Source organism: Microbulbifer maximicatervae (SeqCode) (genome assembly GCF_052467615.1).
The window spans coordinates 3170655-3188180 of the sequence record NZ_CP174319.1 but is presented as its reverse complement, the minus strand read 5'-3'; the positions used below and the strand labels follow the sequence as shown (position 1 = coordinate 3188180).

Sequence of the window (17526 nt, the reverse complement as noted above, 5' to 3'; positions counted from 1 at the left end):
TCGAGTAAGTCATGAGCCAAGATATCCATTCCAGCCGAATACTCATTCTCGACTTCGGGTCCCAGTACACACAATTGATTGCCCGCCGTGTCCGCGAGCTGGGCGTATTTTCTGAAATTCGCGCTTTCGATATGACCGAAGAGGAAATTCGTGAGTATCAGCCCAAGGGCATTATTCTCGCCGGCGGCCCCGAGTCGGTACCGGAAGAGGGCTCCCCGCGCGCGCCGGAAGCGGTTTATAACCTGGGCGTGCCGGTACTGGGCATTTGCTATGGCATGCAGACCATGGCTCATCAGCTTGGAGGCACCGTACAGGGCAGCGATATTCGCGAATTTGGCTATGCCCAGGTAAAAGTTGAAGGCCAATCCAACCTGTTGAGCGATATCAAAGATCATATCGCTGATGATGGCAGTTCCCTACTGGATGTTTGGATGAGTCACGGCGACAAGGTAGTGGCGATGCCAGAGGGCTTTGAGCTGCTGGCTTCCACCGATTCCTGCCCAATTGCCGGTATGTACCACGCCGAGAAGAATTTCTTCGGTGTACAGTTCCACCCGGAAGTGACTCATACCCTGCAAGGCATGCGTATTTATGAGCACTTTGTGATTGATATTTGCGGGTGTGAGAAACTCTGGACTCCCGCGAACATTATTGAAGACTCTATTGCTAAAGTCCGCGATCAGGTGGGCGAGGGCAAGGTGCTGCTCGGTTTATCCGGTGGTGTCGACAGCTCTGTGGTAGCCGCTTTGCTGCACAAGGCTATTGGCGATCAGCTGACCTGCGTATTTGTAGATAATGGTCTCCTGCGTAAAAACGAAGGCGACCAGGTAATGCAGATGTTCGCCGACAATATGGGCGTTCGCGTTATCCGTTCTGATGCGGAAGAGGATTTCCTTGGGCGCCTCCAAGATGAAAAAGACCCTGAGGCCAAGCGCAAAATCATTGGTAATACCTTTATTGAGATTTTTGATCGCGAAGCTTCCAAGTTACAGGACGTGAAATTCCTGGCTCAGGGCACTATCTACCCAGACGTTATTGAGTCCGCCGCTGCAAAAACCGGCAAGGCACATGTGATTAAGTCTCACCACAATGTGGGCGGCTTACCGGAGGATATGCAGTTTGAGCTGGTAGAGCCCCTGCGTGAACTGTTCAAAGACGAGGTTCGTAAGATCGGCCTGGAGCTGGGCCTGCCTTACGACATGGTTTACCGCCACCCCTTCCCGGGACCGGGTCTGGGAGTGCGGATTCTCGGTGAGGTAAAGCGGGAGTATGCCGATATTCTGCGAGAGGCAGATGCGATCTTTATCGAGGAGCTGCACAACGCCGATTGGTATCACAAGACCAGCCAGGCCTTTGCCGTATTCCTTCCGGTAAAATCTGTGGGTGTTGTCGGAGATGGCCGTCGATATGAATACGTGGTTGCTCTTCGCGCGGTAGAGACTGTGGACTTTATGACAGCGCGTTGGGCGCATCTCCCCTATGAGCTGATTGAGAAGGTTTCGAACCGCATTATCAATGAGATAGAGCACATCTCTCGTGTGGTCTACGACGTTTCCAGCAAGCCTCCCGCGACAATTGAGTGGGAGTAACTGTAGAATCGAGAGGGGGTGCTTAGCACCCCTTTCTTTTTTTGTTTTGGGCTTCGCGTCTCATTTTCCACAGCGGCCCCTTCTCTCTATTCGATCTTTAATTGGTACGGATTGTCGCTAAACGCTTAGCTAAGTTTTCTCTAACTCGTTGATTTTTTGAGCGTTTCCCGGGTTGTTTATTTTTTCTTCATATTGTCACATAGACCAAATGGCGGGCCTTTGCGGCCTACTACTCTAAGTTAGTCACAGAGATATCCACAGAATCTGTGGGTAGTGGATAATCCTGGTTAGATTGGGATTGAACTCGTGGGATAAGTTGAGGGAGTGGGAGGCGGGCACCTCCCATAGGGCAGAGTTAGATTTTTCGACGGAAGCTAATTAGTGCGGCCGTGACCGCCACATTCAAGCTTTCCACATCGTTTTGCATGGGGATACGCACCAGTTCATTGCACTGAGCTGCGACGGCATCGCTAACACCGTGGGTTTCATTGCCCAGCACAAAAATTGTGGAGACTTTACTGGAGACCTCTTTCAAGGTGGTTCGGGCGTGGGATGACAGCCCACAAACCTGAGCCCCCGCTTCGCGGAACTCCCCCAGGGTGGCTGCCAATTTGTCACAGCGCAAAATCCGGGTTTTAAACAGGGTGCCTGTGCTGGCTTTGATAACGAGGGGGTCTATTTGTGCACAGCCTTTCTTTGGCAGGATGATTCCATCGATGCCGCCGGCACAGGCTGAGCGAATAATCATGCCCAGGTTTTGAGGGTTGGTTATGCCATCCAGGGCCAGAAGTTCATAGGTGTTTTTGTGCTCTGGGGCTGCAACCTTCTGTAAAAAGTCCTCCGCTCTGCCGTAGTGCGGCAGGGCCAGGTCGAGGGCTACACCTTGGTCCTGACGGGAATTCTTCGAAATCCGGGACAGGCCCTTGCGATCCCAGTAAGCAATTTCAATCTGACGCTCTTCCGCCAGGGTTTCCATTCGCTGGATTAGCTGGTCGCGCCGGTTGCTGCTGGCCAGATGTAATTTATGGACGGGTACAGATAAATCCTCGAGAGCCTCGAGTACAGGCTTGCGCCCATAAATTGTAAGGAGGCTATCGAAGAAGGCTTTTTTTTCCAGGTATTCGGAGGAGTCTTTCACCGCGTTGGCTCACTCAGCAGTTCGATCAATCTGGCTGCGCTCTCAGGTGAGAGCGAGCCGCGCCGCGCCAACTCTACACAGGCGAGGCCCAGATGGCGATAGCAAAGTGCCAGTTGGCTATCTACTGAGGCAAGGCTTTCCACCTGGGCACCAACGGTTTCCACATCCCCCCTGGCAATGGGGCCTGTCAGCGACCTCTCTGGTCCCAGCGTCAAATTGTTTTGCAGAGTCTGTGAAACAATCGGCGCCAGCAGGCGAAGAGCGCTGTCCCGCTCTATGCCGGCGGCTGCAAAGCTCTGTAAACTCAGGTCCATTAGGGTGGTGAGGTAGTTGGAGGCGATCACTGACCCAGCGTGGTACAGAGATTTGTTAAGGGGATCAATAGCCAGTGTTTCACAGCCAATGGCTGCAAAAGCCGCAGAAATAACCTCTACCGCATGACTATCCCCTTCGACAGCGACGCTGGTCTTGGCAAATGTTTGCAGCGAGGTTTCCGGTTCGGCAAAACTGTGGACCGGGTGAGCACTGGCAACCAGGGTGGGTCCCAAGGGGGCTAGTTCTTTAGAGCTGAGAGCGCCACTGCAGTGGAATATAATAGTGCGCTCATCGACCAGCCCGCTATCGGAAAGTTTCTGCGCAAATATAGCGATTTCACTATCGATACAACCAATCAGCCATAGGTCTGCTGAAGGCATCTCTGAGAGGGAATCGACAGCATTGCCTGCACCGATAAATCGACAGGCCCTTTGTCCACTTTCGAGACTGCGGTTATAAATTGACTGTATCTCGAATACACCGCTCTCCTGCCACAGCCGCCCCAGGGTTTTGCCAAGGCGGCCCGCGCCAATAATATTGAGGCTTTGCATCAGCTACCAGCGAGGCAGTCGACGTAGGCGTTAACGGCATTCTCCAGGCCCATGCTGATAGCATCGACAGTAAAGGCGTGGCCTATGGAGACTTCCTGCAAGCCCGGTAATGTGCGATAGCGTGGTAGGTTAACCAGGTTGAGGTCATGGCCGGCATTAATCCCCAGTCCCAGTTGATGTGCGTGCTCGGCGGCGGCACAGTGGGCAGAGAAAATTGTTTCCAGCTCTGGGCTCTGTTTGGCTACGGCTTCGGCATAGGGCCCTGTGTAGAGCTCAATACGGTCAGCGCCGACCTGTTTGGCCAGGCTGATTTGGTCCAGGTCTGGATCCATAAACAGGCTGACACGTATTCCGGCATTTTTAAGTTGATCAATTATCGGAACTAATCGATCGCCATCCTGTTTGAGGTCAAAGCCGTGATCAGACGTGAGCTGATCATTGGTGTCGGGAACCAAAGTGCACTGGTCCGGTTTGGTTTCCAAAACCAGTGGTATTAGGCCGGGGTAGTCCCCCAGGGGAGCGGCGAAGGGGTTGCCTTCAACGTTGAACTCTATGTTCTTGCGGCTGGCGCAGAGTTCTGCCAGGTCACGCACGTCGCCGGGGCGAATATGTCGTTGGTCTGGACGGGGGTGTACGGTCAGCCCCTGGGCTCCGGCGTCGAGGCAAGTGCGCCCGTGGGCGACCACATCGGGAAAATTGCCTTCGCGGGAATTGCGAATTAAGGCGATTTTATTGAGGTTTACACTGAGAGCTATCACTGCTTATTCTCCCTTGCTGTGTCCAGCGACACTGTTGTCGCTGGAGGTAACTCGTTTTGCTGAAAGTATGCGGATTGGAATATTGGGGGCCTCTGGGTGCTGGCGATAGAGCCCGCGGGGTTCCCGTTCGATTTTTTCTACGATATCCATACCCTCGATGACTTTGCCGAAAACGGTATAGCCGGGTTTGTCTTCACTGCCATCGAGTTTGAAATTGTCTTTCAGGTTGATAAAAAACTGTGAGGTGGCACTGTCGGGGTCGCGGGTGCGTGCCATTGACAGGGTTCCGCGCAGATTTTGCAGTCCATTGGTCGATTCGTTGATGATGGCGTCGCGCGTTTCTTTTTTGTGGAAGTCGAAGGTGAAGCCGCCACCTTGCACGACATAGCCGGGTACTACTCTGTGGAAAATAATGCCATCGTAAAAGCCGCTGTCGGTATAGGCGAGGAAATTCTCTACGGTGACCGGGGCCCGCTGGGCAAATAGTTCCACGCGGATAATGCCGAGGTCGGTCTTTAGTTCTACCTGTGGGTTTTGAGCAAATAATGGAAGACTGAACAGAGTACAAAAAAGAAAAGTGAGTAACTTACGCATCATCCGTGTCCTTTGAGTGTCCGGGGGCAATCGGTTTACTACTGTGTCAGCGTATGGCTATAGAGAAAGGATAAATATTTGGGTATCGCTGCCTGCGGGGCGCTTCTCAGCACTCCCGCAGTCGTATAGTAAGCGATTTTGGTTGTAGCGAGGGAGATCAGTTGGCCCACTCGGAATTGCGTTTGCGTGGGCGCACATGGGGGGCAATCATCGCCAGAATAGCGCCTAATACAACGGATAGGGCACCGTACACTTGCCACTTGCGGGCATCGCTACCGGACAGGCGCTGAATTTCCGCTTCCGCCATGCTTTTTTCCTGTTTCAGCAATTCGTACTGATGCAGGAGCTTTTGATGGCGATCGTTGAGCGAAATTGCGTCGGCAGAAAGGGACTTCAGGCTCTTGAGTTCGGCGGCCAATTCCTGGCTCTGCTGCTGGGCAGAGGTCAGGGCGCTATTCAGTTCGCCGTTTTCTGTCTCCAGCCGGCGAACTTCTCCCCCCAGGTTACCTTCCATTTTTTCAAAGCGGGCCAGGTTGGCTTCTGCAGTTGCCAGCTTTAGTTTTGCCACGGGCTCACTGACCAAGTATTGGCGCCTGATCCAGCCCTCAGTGCCGTTGGGGGTGCGCACTTTTGCCCAGCCGTCCGAGGCGGCATCTTCGAGTAGGGCCAGTTCGGTACCACTGGCCAGGCCGCGGTGCAGAATCCGGAATTCATTGCCTTTGCCAGAGCGCATGGGCACGTGAAGTTGGTCGGTAATATAGCGGGTCTCCGCTGCAAGTGCTGCTGGCGCTGAGTTCAACAGCGCTACGGCGAGCACACCGGACAGTAATTTCTTCATTGTGATGCAGCTTGTTAGTTAGAGTTTTTATCAGCGCAGTACAAGCTTGTAGGGCTTGACTGTAACCGACGCATAGACACCTGCTTCGATATAGGGGTCACTGTCAGCCCAGGCTTTGGCCTCCTCCAAAGAGGGGAATTCAGCAATTACCAGGCTGCCGGTAAAGCCGGCTTCACCGGGCTCTTCGCTGTCGATGCTGGGGTTTGGACCGGCAGCCAGGAGACGACCTTCATCTTTGAGAAGGTTGAGTCGGGCCAAATGACCGGCGCGGGCTTTTTTGCGTAAAGGGAGACTATCGCTAACATCTTCACTGATGATTGCGTACCACATTGTTTTGAATGCTCTTGTTAGTTTTTTTTAGGTGTTATTGCGCGACCATCACTTCTTCCAGCTTCAACCCGGTCAGCTTGCCGATACGGGAGAACAGGAAAAAGAGAGCTCCCATCAGAATCAGGGTTGATGGGATCGCAATAACCAGATATCCATAGGCGGTCATTTCGCCCAGCTCGGTGTTGTAGGCCTCTGTGCCCGGCGGGCTGGTGACGATCATTTTGGCGAGAATGTAATTCAGCGCCGAGGAGAAAAAGAATGACCCGGCAACGATCCATGAAGTCTGGCGCAAGGTGCGGTCGAAGGCTGGCTGGTTACCATTGGCCTGTAATGACTCGGCGATCTTTGTCGTATTCAGGATTTGATCGTTGTAAAGCAGGGTTTTGACCAGCGGCCAGCGGGTATAAACGGATAGTGCCGTTGCAACACCCAGTAGGCCAGGGATTGCAGCTTCCTTAATCGCAATATACTGCGGGTCCAGCTTGAGCAAGCTGATGCCGCCAGTGAGCAGGATGCCAATAAACCCGAGGGCTGAGAAGAAATTGACCTTGCCCAGGCGCAGCAGGTCGCGAAGGCCATAGCCCAGCGGGAAGGCCAGGGCCACTATCAATGCCCAGGTTGGGCCCAACCAGTCATCCCCGGAAAGCTTGGTCAGTATCAATGTCGGAATAATGACATTGAAGGCGATATTGCTGAGAAACCCTTCCTTTTTAGGCTTCTCGGGAGATGTCGTGGTCGAATTCGTTTCGGTCATACTCAATTCCGGTGATAATGCCCGCTGGAAACTGATGGGGCTGATAGCCCGTTCAATTTCCCCGCTGACAAAACTACTGTCAGACTTCGGCCCTGGCGAGTCACCTGTGAGTGACTACTAGTCCGGGCCTTATCCCTGAAAACGCCGAGTGCCGCATAGACAGCGCAATAGGGCGATTGTTCCTGAAAAGACGGATATGGCGATCTTTTTCATCGCCGAACTGAGTGAGAGCCTGTTGTTGAAGACCCTTTCAGCCGATTTGAATACAGACCTGGTAGATCTGCACTGCCACAGTACCGCGTCTGACGGTATTTTAAGTCCTGCGCAGCTGGTGTCGAGAGCGAAATCCCAAGGTGTGACGATGCTCGCCCTGACCGACCACGATACGGTGGATGGTGTGCCTGAGGCTCAGCAGGAAGGTGACTGTTTGGGCGTAGATGTGGTGGCGGGGATTGAGTTCTCCAGTCTTTGGGGGCGTAGACCCGTACATATTGTAGGCCTGAACATCAATCCCGAATCGGGGCCTCTGCAAGAAGCCATTCAACTTCGTGAGCAGTTGCGCGAGGAGCGGGCAGAGCGTATCGCGGAAAAGCTGGAAAAGCGTGGCTTTAGCGGTGCCTTGGAGGGTGGGCGCGCCCTGGCGGGCGACTCTGTACTGGGTAGACCCCATTTTGCACGATGGCTGGTGGAAGCTGGGCATATAGATGATACCGGTAAGGCGTTTAAGCGTTACCTGGGGGCTGGCAAAGTAGGAGATGTGAAAGTTGAGTGGCCCCAGTTGGGTGAGACCATCGCTACTATTCACAGTGCCGGCGGTTGTGCGGTATTGGCCCACCCGCTTAAGTACGGATTGACCCGCACCCAGTTATTGCGACTGCTGGGAGCTTTTCTTGAAAAAAATGGGGATGCGATAGAGTTGCTGTGCGGTCGGCAAAACCCGACACAGACCCGAGAGTTAAAGAAATTGTTACTCTCGGCCGCGGAAGCGGCGGGCAAATCGATGCCACACTGCTCTCTTGGCAGCGATTTTCACCAGCCGGAGCAGCCCTGGCGTGAATTGGGTTGTGTCAGGTTGCCCGCAGACGTCGAGCCGGTGTGGAATCTGTGGCACACTCTGCACCGGGAACAGCGGGGTCACGTTTCGCTGCCCTGATTCCGGCTTGTGAATTGGGGGCCATCGTCCGGCTTTAAGCCTGGCGGATGGCAGTGAGGTATTTTCAATCGGTAAGGCTTTTGGGGGGCTTTGTGGCGCAGTTTTTTCAGATTCATCCGGATAATCCTCAAGGCCGCCTGATCACTCAGGCAGCAGAGATCGTCGCCCAAGGGGGCGTTATTGTTTTTCCCACCGATTCAGCTTACGCCATAGGCTGTCGACTGGGAGAGAAGCTGGCGGTTGAGCGCATTCGAGGAGTGCGCCAGCTGGACAAGCAGCACAACTTCACATTGATGTGCCGAGACCTATCGGAGCTGGCGACCTATGCCAAGGTCGACAACCAGATGTTTAGGCTGTTAAAGAATCATACGCCGGGTTCCTATACCTTTATTATGCCGGCGACCGCCGAAGTGCCGCGCAGGTTAATTCATCCGAAGCGCAAGACCATCGGTATTCGCGTGCCGGATAATCCCATCGCCCTGGCCCTGATTGAAGAATTGGGCGAGCCGTTGATGAGCTGTAGCCTGATTATGCCCGGCGAAGAACAGCCCCTAACCGAACCTTACGATATCCGCGATACCCTGGAGCACCAGGTGGAATTGGTTATCGATGGCGGTTTCTGCGGATTGGAGCCCACCACCGTGATCGACCTGACGGGTGATGAGCCCCAACTGATTCGCCAAGGATGTGGGGCAACTGACGAAATACTCGGCTGAAAGCTGCGGCGCCGTGTATAATCGCGCGTTTGCACGATTGAGGGTGGGGCAGGGTGTCCAGTGATGAGTTACTAGCAGAGGTCGAGGAGCAAGTGCTGGCCGAGGTTGCGGCGAGCGATGATGAAGCTCCTGCCCAGGCTGGCGATGCGGAATCGCAGGGCCAGGACTCGGATGAGGATTTCCCCCTGGCTTTGGTGCAGGGCGAAATCTTTAACGACCTCCCGCAGGATCTCTTTATTCCACCAGATGCTTTGGAAGTTGTTCTGGAGGCTTTCGAGGGGCCTCTGGATCTCCTGCTATACCTGATTCGCCGCCAAAACCTGGATATTCTCGAGATCAACGTCTCCGACATTACCCATCAATATATGGCGTATGTGGAGATGATGACGGCAATTCGCTTTGACTTGGCCGCCGAGTATCTGGTAATGGCCGCTATGTTGGCGGAAATAAAGTCGCGGATGCTGTTGCCGCGACCGCCTGAAGCGGAGGAGGAAGAAGGCGAGGACCCCCGGGCGGCTCTGATTCGCCGTTTGCAGGAGTATGAGCGTTTCAAAACTGCGGCTGAGGATCTCGATGAAATCCCCCGTGTTGGCCGGGATGTCCATCAGGCCAATGCAGAGGCTCCCGATCGCAGTATCACACGCCCCGACCCTGAAATTGACTTGAAAGAAGTCCTGGTCGCCCTGGCTGATGTGCTGCGGCGTGCGGATATGTTTGAGAGCCACCAGGTTGAGCGGGAGAAGTTGTCCACCCGCGAACGTATGACCCAGGTGCTGGATAAGATCCGCCACGGCCAGTTTGTGCCCTTTGTAAGCCTGTTTACCGTTGAGGAGGGTCGCCTCGGTGTCGTAGTGACCTTCCTGGCGGTGATGGAGCTGGTAAAAGAGTCACTGGTGGAGCTGGTGCAGAATGAAGCTTTTGGCCCGATCCACGTGCGCGCTCGCGCTGCTACCCACAGCAGTGAAAGCGAAGACGGTGCTGACAGCGAGCTTGAGGATCAGACTCTCGAAGAGGTTGAAGATCCAGAGGGCGCTGTAGAGGCCTCGGATAAAGCGTCGGAAATGTATTCGAGTTAGAAAATAGAAGATGACAATCGCCCCCGAATTACTGCGCAAAATCGTCGAAGGCGCCCTGTTGGCCGCTGGCCAGCCTCTCAGTGAAGAAAAACTGTTGTCTTTGCTGGACGAGGAAGAGCAACCCTCCAAGACTACCCTGAGAGATGTGCTTGAAGAAATCGCCCAGAGTTGTGCTGACCGAGGGTTTGAACTGAAGAAAGTCGCGAGTGGTTGGCGTTTTCAAGTGCCGGAAGACCTGGCTCCATGGGTGAATCGGCTGTGGGAGGAAAAGGCGCAACGGTATTCCCGTGCAACCTTGGAGACCCTCGCCATTATCGCTTATCGACAGCCGGTAACCCGTGGTGATATCGAGGATATCCGCGGCGTTGCGGTGAGCTCGCATATTGTTAAAACCCTGCTGGAGCGCGGTTGGATTAAAGTTGTGGGGCAGCGGGATGTGCCCGGTAAGCCGTCTCTCTACGCAACAACCCGGGAGTTTCTCGATTATTTTAATTTGAGCACCCTGGATGATTTGCCGACTCTGGCGGAGATCCGCGATATCGAGAGTCTGAACCAGATTCTGGAACAGGAAGGTTTGCCTCCAGAGCCGGTTCCCGAGGAGGGGGAGTCCGAGGTGGACAATAGTGCTTCGGAAGACTCTGAGTCAGAGCGAGGCTCCGAGGCAGAACCCTCTACTGAAGCCACTGCGGCCGAACATGAAGATATAGACGATGCCCTGGTAGAAGCTTTGGCTGAGGAAGTTGCTGCTGAAGCATCAGGCGCCGAGTCCGAGTCCGAAGTAGACCGCGAAGTAGCGCCCGCCGAGACGGATGCAGAGGAAGACCCAGTGGAAACTGCGGCAGCAGAGATCCAGTGGGAAATGGAGCAGGAAGACTCTGAAGGTAATTCGGAGTTGGATGTAAATGTTGATCTAAGTGAAGAGAGTGAACTTCACAGTGATGAGGGAAGCAGCGCTGAATCGCTGCAAGCAGAAGAAGAGAGCGAGAACTCTCTAACGGCAACGTTACCACCCAGCAGTATGTTTGCCGAAGACGACACAGCTGAAGAGGTCGCCGAGGAGTCGGTGGAGGCAAATGCTGATGTCGATGAAGATTCCAAAGAAGTAGTACAAGTGGAAAGCACCACCCCATGAGTGATGGCACCCCGCCAGCAGGCGAGAAATTACAGAAAGTATTAGCGCGCACCGGCCTCGGTTCGCGCCGTGAAATGGAGCGCGCAATTGATGCGGGCCGCGTAACCGTAAATGGAAAAGTGGCGGAGCTTGGCGAGCGCGTAACTGACGCGGATCTTATCGAGTTTGATGGTAGCCGGCTGCCTTCGGCAGAGCAGAATCGCTGCCGGGTAATACTCTACAACAAACCGGTTGGAGAAATATGCTCCCGCCACGACCCGGAAGGCCGCCCGACGGTCTACGATCGCCTGCCGAGACTGAAAACCGGCCGCTGGATTTCTGTTGGGCGCCTGGATTTCAATACCAGTGGTTTGCTGCTGTTTACCAATAGCGGAGAGCTGGCCAATAAATTAATGCATCCCTCCTCGGTAATCGACCGCGAATACTTGGTTCGAATCCAGGGTGATGTGGATGAGGAAATGAGGCGGCGTCTGCTCAAGGGCGTGTTGTTGGATGATGGGTCGGCGCGCTTTACCGACATCGTAGAGAGTGGTGGTGAAGGTAAAAACCGCTGGTTCTACTGCGTAGTGATGGAGGGCCGCAACCGCGAGGTGCGTCGTCTGTGGGAGTCCCAGGGAGTTAGAGTTAGCCGCTTGAAGCGTGTGCGCTACGGCAGCGTCTTTATTCCCTCCCATGTGCGCGTCGGGCAGTGGATTGAGATGGAGCCCCGCGAGATCGATGACCTCTGCGTAACGGCGGGAATGCCGAAACTGGGCCAGCGCCCATTGACCCAGGGTGAGAAACAAAACCTGGAGCGCCAGCGCAGGAAGTTGCGCAAGTCACCGGCGCCAGCCGCGCGACGCAATCGACCGAAGTCGGTTTAAACAGAAAAAGCCCGCAAATTGCGGGCTTTTTTGTATTTCAGTAATCGCTACTCTTAATTGCTGAGTGTTACTGCTGGTTTTCCGGTGTTTCTCCTGCTTCCTCTTCATTCTGGTCTCGCAGTTCACTGGGGACACCCTGAGGGCCATCACCCATTGCATCATCTACATCGGATGGAATATCTGAAACTGAATCGGTGGAGGTTCCGTCGGAGGTGCTATTTTCCGGTGCTGTTTCAACCAGGTTTTTAAGTTTTTCCAACCCTTGTTCATAAGACTCTCCCACCATTTTTTTCACTGCCAAGCCCATCCAGCGTTCTCTGGGACCACCGCCGGTATCGCTGTGGAAGTTCCAGGTAAGAAGGGTGCCGCCATCCTTTGGTTCCAGCTGGAATTCTGCCGTGGCCTGGCTGCCATCACCAAAATCCAGCTTGGTGGCGACTACAGAATCTCGCTTGCTGGCGAAGATAGTTTGACTACCGCTTCCGGCTTTGGAGTTTTCGCCGCGCCAACTCATTTTGGCGCCGACGCCTTCCAGGGGACCGCTGTACTCATAGAGTACCGAGGGGTCGATATGGCGCCATGGGGACCACTCGTTGAATTTGTGGAAATTATTAACGTAGGGGAAAACCACTTGTGGCGGTTTGTTGATAAATACGCTGCGATGAACAGTGACTTCGCGTGGGAATAAATATCCCGCGAGCACGAGAATTACCAAGGCAATAAGAATATAAATAATCCAGCGCATAGCGGGTTCCTTTGCTATTTGCGGGTGCAAGGAAGCAACCGCCAGAAAACTCTGGCGGTAGAGATGCTTATATTAGCTGCTGCGATGCTTAATCGTCGGCAATATGTAGCAGGGGGAGCTTAATCTCAACACACAGGCCCGCATCCCGACTGTTTTTGGCGCTGATGCTTCCCTGGTGATGTAGGATGGTGCGCTGGGCGATAGCGAGTCCCAGTCCAAAGCCACCACTTTCCCGGGTGCGTGCACTATCTGTGCGATAGAAGGGGCGGAAAATAGCCTCCAATTCCTCATCTGCCACGCCGGAACCTGAGTCAATGACTGAGATAGTGCAGGATTCTGAGGATTCTTTAATCGACACCTTGACCCGGCCGTGCTCGGGACTGTACTTGATTGCGTTGCGCAGGATGTTCTCCAGGGCAGCGGTCAGGGAGCTGCCCCGGGTTGCGACAAGGAGCTCTTCCCCTTCGGAACGAATTTCAAAGGATAGGTCTTTGTCAGCAGCTTCGCTGTGGAGGTCTTCCGCCAGGGCGCTTATCAGGGCATTTACTTCCACTACGTCATCCAGGGGGCGCTGCTCCTGGCTGCTAATAGGAAGTGATAGCACGTCGGCAATAATATCTTCCAGGTAATCCGCTGCCTTGCCGATTTTATCCAGTTCTGTATCGAGCCCGTTAATTTGCTTTTGGCGGGCGATGGCCAATGCCACTTGCAGGCGCGCTAATGGCGAGCGCAGTTCGTGAGAGACATCCTTGATCAGGCGACGCTGCTCGGACATCGACTCCTGAAGCTGGGCAGTCATAGAATCGAAGTCCAGGGCCAGGTCAGTCAGTTCATCATTCCGAGACTTCAGGGATGGAGTCACGCGGTAGTCCAGTTCGCCGGCAGCCACGCGCTTGGTGGCGGCGCGCAACTGTTCAAGAGGGCGGCTCAGGTAGCGGGCCAACCAGTAGCAGGCTAGGCCCGAGGCGATCATGGAAAGCAGTAACATCGGCCAAAAGTTGCGCCACAGGAAGCGCAGCAATAGGCCTTCCTTGCTATCCCCAGCAACGACGACGATACGCAGGGGGTCTCCGGTGCGCAGTGGTAGAAAGAAGCCTACAGTGGGCTTGTTATTTACCAGTTTGTGAGCTTCGCGATTGCGGTAATCAAGACTGTCGATCAACGAGCCCATATTTGATGGCACTTCGCGACCGAGGATGTCGTTGCCTTGTTGATCAACCGCATAAACCCGCCGTTTGACTTTTTTGGGGGCTTTCTCGAGCCAGTGCTGGAATTGTTCGGGACCGTGACGGCGGGCGATTCGCATATTTCGCATGACCTCGCGAAATAGGGCGGGGCCCTCCCAGCGTTCCTCTTGTCGGGGATCGCCGAATTCACCGAAGTGGGTAATGTAAATGGCGGCTACAACCATCACCATGGCGGTGATCCAGGCCCCAAAGAACATTTTCCAGAAGAGACTGCGCATCGTGGAAAACCTACTGCTTGCTCTGGGTGAGCATGTATCCGGCACCTCGGATATTGATAATTAGGTCGCGGCTGGCACCTTTATCCGCGAGCTTCTTGCGAATGTTACTGACATGGACATCAATGGAGCGGTCGTAGGGCATCAGCTTACGGCCAAGGGCACTTTCAGTGAGAACCTCTTTGCCAACCACTTCGCCGGCATGCTGAACCAGTACCTTGAGCACGGCGAACTCTGCGCCGGTCAGAGCCAAAGCCTGGTCGTTCCAATAACCCTGATGCTCTGCAGGCAGTAGTCGAATCTGGCCGCTGCTAAGAGTGTCGTCGCTCTCTTCAGCTTCGACTCGTCCGCGGCGGAGTACTGCGCGCAGTCGGGCCGCCAATTCCCTGGGATTGCAGGGTTTGGGCAGGTAGTCGTCGGCACCCATTTCCAGGCCGACGATACGATCCACAGTGTCCCCTTTTGCAGTAAGCATCAAAACCGGTAGGGAGCGGCTTGCTGCTGAAGCCTCCTCCCTAAGTTTGCGCAGTACTTCAAAGCCATTGTGAACGGGCAGCATGACGTCCAGAACCAGAGCGTCAAAGCTCTCGCTCTGAGCGAGTTCTAGTCCCCGGCCACCATCATTGGCTGCGGTTACTTGAAAACCCTCTCCGGTAAGGTACTCCCTTAGCAAGTCGGTGAGTTCGGTGTCATCGTCGATTAAAAGGATGCGGCTCATGGCGTTCTCTCAGTTTCTGTGTGGCCATTATATGCAAAGCGCTGGCGCTGGTTACCGCTGGCGATAGGGCTTTTTACCGTTCTTAACAAATGTTTACCGGCGTTTTCCCCCGTTTACACAAGCTGGGCTTACTATGTAGTCACTGAACGCGAACATGAGGAAGTAGGAATGAAACACTGGAAACAAGCAATGGGAAGCTTGGCCTTGATAGGTGTTCTGGTTGCCCCTGCGGCACTTGCTTTCGGCGGTGGTGAAGGTGGTCAGGGGCGCGGATTTGAATATATGGTCCGCCAGCTTGAGTTGACCGAAGGCCAGCAGGCACAGTTAAAGGCCAACCGGGAGAGCAACCGAGAGGCGAGAATGGCACAGCGCGAGCAAATGATCGAGCTGCGCAAGGAATTAAATGCGGCGATTGAGTCGGGCGCTGACCAGGCGACACTGGATCAATTGGGCGAAGAGCTAGGCAAGCTAAAGCTTCTGGAGATGCAGAACCGCAACGAAATGAAAGAACAGTTTAAGGCCATTCTGACTGATGAGCAGAAGGCCAAGCTAGAGCAGCTAAAGAGTGAGCGCAAAGCGCGCCAAATGAAACGGCGCGATGAAAGCTCTGCAAGCCAGGATTCAGAGTCCTAGGCCCCCCAACCAAAGACTCCTTGTGCGATCCGCTGGGTGCACCCTTCCCCAAGGCCCAGCAGGTTCATAACCCTTAGCCCCCGCTGCCCCGGGGGCATTTTTCTTTATGCCTGCCGAAACCTGATCAGATAGGTAACTTGCTGAGCCCGGTTATTGCTGGGAGAATACGCCGCCTTGTAATTTAGTATGTAGCGGCCCGGACTGGGCGGAGAGGGTTGACTGTGAGTAAAATCGGCTTGTTCTATGGCAGTGATGAGGGTAATACCGAGTCTGTAGCTTTGCGCATCCGCGCCCGCCTTGGCGAAGACAATGTAGACCTGTTTGATATTGCCGATGTCACCCAGTTGGATATTGCTAATTATCAGTATCTTATCTTTGGAATCCCTACCTGGGACTTTGGTCAGATTCAATCTGACTGGGAAGAGTTCTGGGAGGATGTGCAGGAAATCGATTTTAGCGGAAAGACCGTCGCTTTATTTGGCCTGGGAGACCAATTTGGGTACGGCGACTATTTCTTGGATGCGATGGGCATGCTCCACGATGTTATTGTGGAAAAAGGAGCCACTATAGTCGGTCACTGGTCCACTGAAGGCTACGAGTATGAAGCCTCAAAAGCTGAAGTCGAAGGTGAAGCAAAGTTTGTCGGCCTGGCTATTGATGAAGACCAGCAGGAAGAGATGACCACAGAGCGGCTGAATCGCTGGTGTCGGCAAATAGCTGAAGAGCTTGCGCTTGATAGTGATGTTCTTGAGTTGGATGACTGATTCGCTATGAAAAGCTCCCTGTTGTTCAGCGAGTTTTGGCCCTGGCTGGCAGAGCATACAAATTGCATCGTCAGGGCCGGAAGTAGTGATTCGGTAGTATACGATGATGATGACTACCACTGGCGCTTCACCGCTGAAGATGCCCGTACCAAGTTGGTTCAGGTAATGCGCGGTAAACGACCCGTCGCCGAGCTGTTTATTGAGCCTGAACATATAGCCGCTGTGCGTATTTCTCCCGGGGAGCGGGGAGAGTACAACTTTGACCTGATAGCAGAAGTCCAGGGGCGCGAACAGGTTGTTTATTACTTTGTTCTGACTCACTCACTGGAAGATGTGGATACGAAACAAAATCCCTCCTCAGCCGCTCTCCATTAAAACGATTTTGATCTTGTGGAAGTTATACTAGTCAGGCCTGTATAACTTCCGGATTAAATTTCTAACTTAAATTCTATCCCTCTCTTTTATTTCCCTTCACAACCATTAATTTGAAAATTTTTTTACAGTCGGTGCATTTTGTAAACTGTATTTATTATAAAAAGCGCTTGTTGTGAGTTCTTAACAAAGGTTTACCACAGTTATCCCCCGTTTACACGGCGCCCACTTACTATGTACTTACTGAATGCAAACGAGAGGGTTGAACGATGAAAAACTGGAAAACTGTAGTAGGTAGTTTGGCTTTGGCTGGCGTTGTAGCAGTACCAGCCGTTGGTATGGCATGTGATGGTAAAGGACGTATGGAAGGTCGCGGCCATGGACCAGAAAAAATTGCTAAAGAGCTGGACCTGACGGAAGCTCAAAAGGATCAACTGAAGGAGCTTCGCGAGTCCAACCGTGAAGGAAAAATAGCTAAGCGCGAAGAAATGCACAAAGCGTATGAAGAGTTGCGTGAAGCAATACGTTCCGGTGCCGATCAGCAGACACTGGCAAGCCTGGGGGCCAAGATTGGCAAACTGGAAGTCGCTAAAATGCAGAGCCGCAACCAGATGCGCACTCAATTTGAATCTGTATTAACAGATGAGCAGCTCGCCAAGCTGGAAACCCTGAAGGCTGAAAAAAAGGATCGTCATATGAAGAAGTGGAAGGCATATCGCGATCACAGTTAAGAGTGGGCATAGTTTAACTGCTTTAATGTTGCACCAGGTAGTTTGAGGTGTAGCAGGTCCAGCTGCATCTACAGCAGCTGGTCGTAGTTCATAACGCGGCTTTGAATTAGAGCCGCTCTTTAAATCAATGACTAAGGAATTAAACTACAACCTTCTCCGTCAGAAATACACCGCGCGGATGCATGGATTACTCTTGACCGAGAGAGTTGTAGTTTAAGCCTGTGATAGCAAGATTCAAAATTTCATTGGATCTAAACCAGCTAATGATGAAATCCTTTCGGATCAATCTTTAAT

Annotated in this window: 21 protein-coding genes; 11 read left to right on the top strand and 10 right to left on the bottom strand. The window is 53.5% G+C overall.

Annotation, left to right across the window (positions count from 1 at the left end; genetic code table 11):
• Positions 1–11: 11 nt before the first annotated feature.
• Positions 12–1589 carry a glutamine-hydrolyzing GMP synthase gene (guaA, locus tag ACJJIM_RS14095; protein ID WP_444911275.1) on the top strand — a complete coding sequence of 526 codons (1578 nt, stop codon included), beginning with the start codon at positions 12–14 and terminating at the stop codon, positions 1587–1589.
• Between the two features lie 355 nt (positions 1590–1944).
• Here the strand turns inward: guaA and rlmB are convergent, their stop codons facing one another.
• The 7 genes from rlmB to ACJJIM_RS14060 form a co-directional block, all read right to left on the bottom strand.
• On the bottom strand, positions 1945–2727 hold the full coding sequence (rlmB, locus tag ACJJIM_RS14090; protein WP_444911274.1) for a 23S rRNA (guanosine(2251)-2'-O)-methyltransferase RlmB: 783 nt from the start codon (positions 2725–2727) through the stop codon (positions 1945–1947).
• Positions 2724–3593 (bottom strand): Rossmann-like and DUF2520 domain-containing protein, encoded by an 870-nt coding sequence (locus ACJJIM_RS14085; protein WP_444911273.1) that lies wholly within the window; start codon positions 3591–3593, stop codon positions 2724–2726. The genes rlmB and ACJJIM_RS14085 overlap by 4 nt, the downstream gene beginning before the upstream one ends.
• The gene (locus tag ACJJIM_RS14080; protein WP_444911272.1) at positions 3593–4351 is read right to left on the bottom strand and encodes a pyridoxine 5'-phosphate synthase; all 759 of its coding nucleotides are present in this window, start codon (positions 4349–4351) and stop codon (positions 3593–3595) included. The genes ACJJIM_RS14085 and ACJJIM_RS14080 overlap by 1 nt, the downstream gene beginning before the upstream one ends.
• Positions 4352–4354: 3 nt before the next feature.
• Entirely contained in the window at positions 4355–4945 is a 591-nt protein-coding gene (locus ACJJIM_RS14075) for a peptidylprolyl isomerase (protein WP_444911271.1), read from the bottom strand.
• A 157-nt stretch (positions 4946–5102) separates the two neighbouring features.
• On the bottom strand, positions 5103–5783 hold the full coding sequence (locus tag ACJJIM_RS14070; protein ID WP_282933705.1) for a TIGR04211 family SH3 domain-containing protein: 681 nt from the start codon (positions 5781–5783) through the stop codon (positions 5103–5105).
• 30 nt (positions 5784–5813) lie between these two features.
• The gene (locus ACJJIM_RS14065) at positions 5814–6113 is read right to left on the bottom strand and encodes a YciI family protein (protein WP_444911270.1); all 300 of its coding nucleotides are present in this window, start codon (positions 6111–6113) and stop codon (positions 5814–5816) included.
• A gap of 34 nt (positions 6114–6147) precedes the next feature.
• The gene (locus ACJJIM_RS14060; protein ID WP_282933704.1) at positions 6148–6867 is read right to left on the bottom strand and encodes a VC0807 family protein; all 720 of its coding nucleotides are present in this window, start codon (positions 6865–6867) and stop codon (positions 6148–6150) included.
• Between ACJJIM_RS14060 and ACJJIM_RS14055 the strand changes: the two genes are divergently transcribed.
• The 6 genes from ACJJIM_RS14055 to rluB all read left to right on the top strand — a co-directional run bounded on the left by ACJJIM_RS14055 (position 6845) and on the right by rluB (position 11807).
• The gene (locus ACJJIM_RS14055; RefSeq protein ID WP_444911269.1) at positions 6845–6988 is read left to right on the top strand and encodes a hypothetical protein; all 144 of its coding nucleotides are present in this window, start codon (positions 6845–6847) and stop codon (positions 6986–6988) included. The two genes, ACJJIM_RS14060 and ACJJIM_RS14055, sit on opposite strands and share 23 nt — an antisense overlap.
• 75 nt (positions 6989–7063) lie before the next feature.
• The gene (locus ACJJIM_RS14050) at positions 7064–8020 is read left to right on the top strand and encodes a PHP domain-containing protein (RefSeq protein ID WP_444911268.1); all 957 of its coding nucleotides are present in this window, start codon (positions 7064–7066) and stop codon (positions 8018–8020) included.
• A gap of 92 nt (positions 8021–8112) precedes the next feature.
• A complete protein-coding gene (locus ACJJIM_RS14045) occupies positions 8113–8736 on the top strand; it encodes an L-threonylcarbamoyladenylate synthase (RefSeq protein ID WP_282933701.1) in 624 nt (207 codons plus the stop codon).
• Positions 8737–8789: 53 nt separating this feature from the next.
• Positions 8790–9812: a segregation and condensation protein A gene (locus ACJJIM_RS14040; RefSeq protein ID WP_444911267.1), complete on the top strand. Its 1023-nt coding sequence runs from the start codon at positions 8790–8792 to the stop codon at positions 9810–9812.
• A gap of 10 nt (positions 9813–9822) precedes the next feature.
• The gene (scpB, locus tag ACJJIM_RS14035; RefSeq protein WP_413662839.1) at positions 9823–10944 is read left to right on the top strand and encodes an SMC-Scp complex subunit ScpB; all 1122 of its coding nucleotides are present in this window, start codon (positions 9823–9825) and stop codon (positions 10942–10944) included.
• Positions 10941–11807, top strand: a complete 867-nt coding sequence (gene rluB / locus ACJJIM_RS14030; RefSeq protein ID WP_413662838.1) for a 23S rRNA pseudouridine(2605) synthase RluB — start codon at positions 10941–10943, stop codon at positions 11805–11807. Before scpB ends, rluB begins: the two co-directional genes overlap by 4 nt.
• A 67-nt stretch (positions 11808–11874) precedes the next feature.
• Here the strand turns inward: rluB and ACJJIM_RS14025 are convergent, their stop codons facing one another.
• From ACJJIM_RS14025 to ACJJIM_RS14015, 3 genes are all read right to left on the bottom strand, one after another.
• Positions 11875–12552, bottom strand: coding sequence for an SRPBCC family protein (locus tag ACJJIM_RS14025; RefSeq protein WP_413662837.1), 678 nt, complete (start codon positions 12550–12552; stop codon positions 11875–11877).
• An 88-nt stretch (positions 12553–12640) separates the two neighbouring features.
• Positions 12641–14017, bottom strand: a complete 1377-nt coding sequence (locus tag ACJJIM_RS14020; RefSeq protein ID WP_413662836.1) for an ATP-binding protein — start codon at positions 14015–14017, stop codon at positions 12641–12643.
• A gap of 10 nt (positions 14018–14027) precedes the next feature.
• The gene (locus tag ACJJIM_RS14015; RefSeq protein WP_413662835.1) at positions 14028–14732 is read right to left on the bottom strand and encodes a response regulator; all 705 of its coding nucleotides are present in this window, start codon (positions 14730–14732) and stop codon (positions 14028–14030) included.
• 168 nt (positions 14733–14900) lie between these two features.
• Here ACJJIM_RS14015 and ACJJIM_RS14010 point away from each other — a divergent pair, with 168 nt between their 5' ends.
• The 4 genes from ACJJIM_RS14010 to ACJJIM_RS13995 all read left to right on the top strand — a co-directional run bounded on the left by ACJJIM_RS14010 (position 14901) and on the right by ACJJIM_RS13995 (position 17232).
• On the top strand, positions 14901–15365 hold the full coding sequence (locus tag ACJJIM_RS14010; protein ID WP_413662834.1) for a Spy/CpxP family protein refolding chaperone: 465 nt from the start codon (positions 14901–14903) through the stop codon (positions 15363–15365).
• A gap of 221 nt (positions 15366–15586) precedes the next feature.
• Positions 15587–16129, top strand: coding sequence for a flavodoxin (locus ACJJIM_RS14005; RefSeq protein ID WP_413662833.1), 543 nt, complete (start codon positions 15587–15589; stop codon positions 16127–16129).
• A gap of 6 nt (positions 16130–16135) precedes the next feature.
• Positions 16136–16504 carry a hypothetical protein gene (locus ACJJIM_RS14000; RefSeq protein ID WP_413662832.1) on the top strand — a complete coding sequence of 123 codons (369 nt, stop codon included), beginning with the start codon at positions 16136–16138 and terminating at the stop codon, positions 16502–16504.
• Positions 16505–16770: 266 nt separating this feature from the next.
• Positions 16771–17232: a Spy/CpxP family protein refolding chaperone gene (locus tag ACJJIM_RS13995; RefSeq protein ID WP_413662831.1), complete on the top strand. Its 462-nt coding sequence runs from the start codon at positions 16771–16773 to the stop codon at positions 17230–17232.
• Positions 17233–17526 lie beyond the last annotated feature (294 nt).

Coding starts and splice junctions, on each gene's coding strand:
- guaA (WP_444911275.1), top strand. CDS start 12: ATGAGCCAAGATATCCATTCCAGCCGAATACTCATTCTCGACTTCGGG.
- ACJJIM_RS14085 (WP_444911273.1), bottom strand. CDS start 3,593: ATGCAAAGCCTCAATATTATTGGCGCGGGCCGCCTTGGCAAAACCCTG.
- ACJJIM_RS14075 (WP_444911271.1), bottom strand. CDS start 4,945: ATGCGTAAGTTACTCACTTTTCTTTTTTGTACTCTGTTCAGTCTTCCA.
- ACJJIM_RS14070 (WP_282933705.1), bottom strand. CDS start 5,783: ATGAAGAAATTACTGTCCGGTGTGCTCGCCGTAGCGCTGTTGAACTCA.
- ACJJIM_RS14065 (WP_444911270.1), bottom strand. CDS start 6,113: ATGTGGTACGCAATCATCAGTGAAGATGTTAGCGATAGTCTCCCTTTA.
- ACJJIM_RS14060 (WP_282933704.1), bottom strand. CDS start 6,867: ATGACCGAAACGAATTCGACCACGACATCTCCCGAGAAGCCTAAAAAG.
- ACJJIM_RS14050 (WP_444911268.1), top strand. CDS start 7,064: ATGGCGATCTTTTTCATCGCCGAACTGAGTGAGAGCCTGTTGTTGAAG.
- scpB (WP_413662839.1), top strand. CDS start 9,823: ATGACAATCGCCCCCGAATTACTGCGCAAAATCGTCGAAGGCGCCCTG.
- rluB (WP_413662838.1), top strand. CDS start 10,941: ATGAGTGATGGCACCCCGCCAGCAGGCGAGAAATTACAGAAAGTATTA.
- ACJJIM_RS14025 (WP_413662837.1), bottom strand. CDS start 12,552: ATGCGCTGGATTATTTATATTCTTATTGCCTTGGTAATTCTCGTGCTC.
- ACJJIM_RS14020 (WP_413662836.1), bottom strand. CDS start 14,017: ATGCGCAGTCTCTTCTGGAAAATGTTCTTTGGGGCCTGGATCACCGCC.
- ACJJIM_RS14015 (WP_413662835.1), bottom strand. CDS start 14,732: ATGAGCCGCATCCTTTTAATCGACGATGACACCGAACTCACCGACTTG.
- ACJJIM_RS14010 (WP_413662834.1), top strand. CDS start 14,901: ATGAAACACTGGAAACAAGCAATGGGAAGCTTGGCCTTGATAGGTGTT.
- ACJJIM_RS14000 (WP_413662832.1), top strand. CDS start 16,136: ATGAAAAGCTCCCTGTTGTTCAGCGAGTTTTGGCCCTGGCTGGCAGAG.
- ACJJIM_RS13995 (WP_413662831.1), top strand. CDS start 16,771: ATGAAAAACTGGAAAACTGTAGTAGGTAGTTTGGCTTTGGCTGGCGTT.